This is a genomic window from Endozoicomonas sp. YOMI1 (assembly GCF_024606345.1).
Classification (GTDB): Bacteria; Pseudomonadota; Gammaproteobacteria; order Pseudomonadales; family Endozoicomonadaceae; genus Endozoicomonas.
The window spans coordinates 1-2,556 of sequence record NZ_JAHHPM010000268.1; the positions used below are offsets into that span (position 1 = coordinate 1).

The following is a 2,556-nucleotide window of genomic DNA, read 5'->3' on the forward strand; positions in this document are numbered from 1 at the left end:
ATAGATAACAGATTCTGTGCATTGAGATGGGGTTTGCCCGCGGAAAAAACTTTCAATATCCGTCTCTGTTTTTTTAGAGATATTCATTAAATAAAATTTTTGATTGTCGTCAGTTACATCGTGTTTTAATTTTGAATCACTTATTTGGCTGAAGTAATATTCAGCATCGTCAAAACGTCTGGTTGCTACGGCATGTTTATACAATTCAGCAGCGAATGAATCATGCACGATCTGGCAATGGGTGTTCTTTAACCTGGTTTTGAAATGTAGCCACTGAGACTCATCATCAAGCATATGGCGCAAAAGGGTTGTCTGGTTTTTGGTTTTGTAAAGTAGCAGTTTAAGTTGTAATTCTGGATCAGCAATCTGTTTCCACAAATATCTGGCCAGGCACATATTTTTTCTGTTAAAGGCAACGACAATCGGAATTCGCTCTTGCTGCCTGAGTGCAAGCAGATGACCTAATGAAGTCATATATTTTCTGGATTTCAGACCGTATTGGACCTGGAGGAAGTCTGAAAAGCACATGGTCTTGTACTTATGATCAGTACCACCGATTGTCTGATCCCAAATACGCCGATCACCAGCGATTAATAACTCCCGATGCTTATCATCCATACCACGCAGCAGGTATTCTATATTAACTTTTTCATCTTCAATATCATAAGAATAAGGAAGCCACTGTTGAAATAAGGAATGGCCTTCCGATGTGCAAATCGACAGTACCTTAAACCTCAATGATGGGTTACGGATTGACATGCAGAGCTTGACAACTTTATTAGTACGATTAAGTTCAAGGCACTTTTGCACCAGTGAATTGCCCGTTCCCATTGGTGCGGTACAAAGCTCAGCTTTCTGATCATCATCAAGTGATTCAGTCAATATTGTTGCCAAATCAAAAACATGAATTTCTGTGCAGGCCCACAGCAGAGCAGACTCATTGGATTTTCCGGTAAAACGGACAGCGTCAAAGCGATCTTGCTTGCTCAGGGCATCTAACAGATATTTAATACGGTGATTGTATTCATCATTGCTATACCAATAAAAGCGCCATGCTAAATCATTGCACATGAACTGCACTAAGCTTTGATCAGTATCGGGACTCCCCTTCAGGAGTTTTTCTATCAATTCCCGGTCTTGATTAATGACGGAATCAAATAGACAGGTACTTTTGTTATAAAGACAGGCAAATGCAAGGGGAGAATTAAGATCATTTACGGGGCGGGTGATCATCTCCAAAAGGGTTTGCATACCTAGTTTCTGTTCCAGCTGCTTGAATGATGACTCATCCATAACACAGCAAGCAAGATGTAATAACGTCTCTTTGCCAACGTCATCGACAGGTTCTAAAAGTGCAACCCGGAGTTCATCTGAGGATAGTCGGTCAAATAAAACCCGGAAAAAAATATTGCCTGTCTCATTGGAAAAGCTGGCCAATTTCGAAAGTGAAATTGGACTTTCATATTTTTTTAGTAAATGACGGGGGAGGGTAGCAATGGGCAGGCTTTTAATCTCAACATCGCTAAGAGCGTTTAACAGGGCCTCAATCTCCAAGTGTTTTTCTTGCTTCAGGGATTCATAAATGTCCTGGAAATGAGTAGACCATTGAACAGTTCTAATGGGATTATTGACTTTTGAGCAGAAGTAGGTAAAGGGTTGAATGCTGGTGGCTGACTTATTCATTTTCTCTTTATGACGGCCTGTTTCAACAGGGTTAAATGCTGTGTGTTTAGCCCGCTTGGATAGTATCGGAAAATTTAAGGTTATTTCCTTCATTTCTCTTTTTGAGCGTCCAACTCTGATTGTCAAGGGCCTTGATGGATTAGTATGCTCTTTCAGTTCCGTATTTGAAGTTTCTGCTGAATCACTATTTGAAGCTACTGGAAAGTTGCTTGAATTGAAGCGAATATCCATAGAACAATAACCCCTTTGACTGTTACACATAATGCTTAATAAATCATCTTTATATTTATATTCTTTCGGATGCTTCAGAGCCGGGCTCCTGAACTTCTACCGCAGTGGGATGTGTCTGAAACATACTTTTGTATTTCTCATGTAAACCCTTATGGAGTTTTGAACAATGATCCATAACAGTATTGCCTTGTTTGTCTTTGATAAGCATTAGCTCACAAAATGTTTCATGACCAAGTTTATGAATTAAAAGATCATCGATTTTTTTATTGATATTTTTACAGGAAAAGAATTTGTGCAGAGGTGTGCAGCCGTTGTTGTCTTTAAGTTTAAGTAACTCAACCAGCAGGAGACCATCTGCATTTGGTTGACATAGCTGCTTCAGAATATGCTCTTGTAATGTTAGTGAATCAAGACAATCACTTCGTAATTTTGTATTGACGGTTGACAGGAGTAAATGTAAAGGGGTTGAGCCATCGTTTTCCAAACAACCTTGCAAAAACGGGGTTAATCCATAGGTTTTATCCAGCCAGTCAACTATATTAATGAGATCGTTCAGTTTTATATCTTTATGGTTAATAAAGCTACTTTTAAACAGAATATGCAATAAATTTCCACCGGTCGCAGGATTTATTTGTTCAAGAA

General features: G+C 39.0%; 2 protein-coding genes. Both read right to left on the minus strand.

The window, feature by feature from the left end:
• Positions 1-1,914: hypothetical protein (locus KDK15_RS09385; protein WP_257295095.1), on the minus strand; the 1,914-nt coding region annotated here is incomplete at its 3' end.
• Between the two features lie 55 nt (positions 1,915-1,969).
• Positions 1,970-2,556: hypothetical protein (locus tag KDK15_RS09390; RefSeq protein ID WP_257295096.1), on the minus strand; the 587-nt coding region annotated here is incomplete at its 5' end.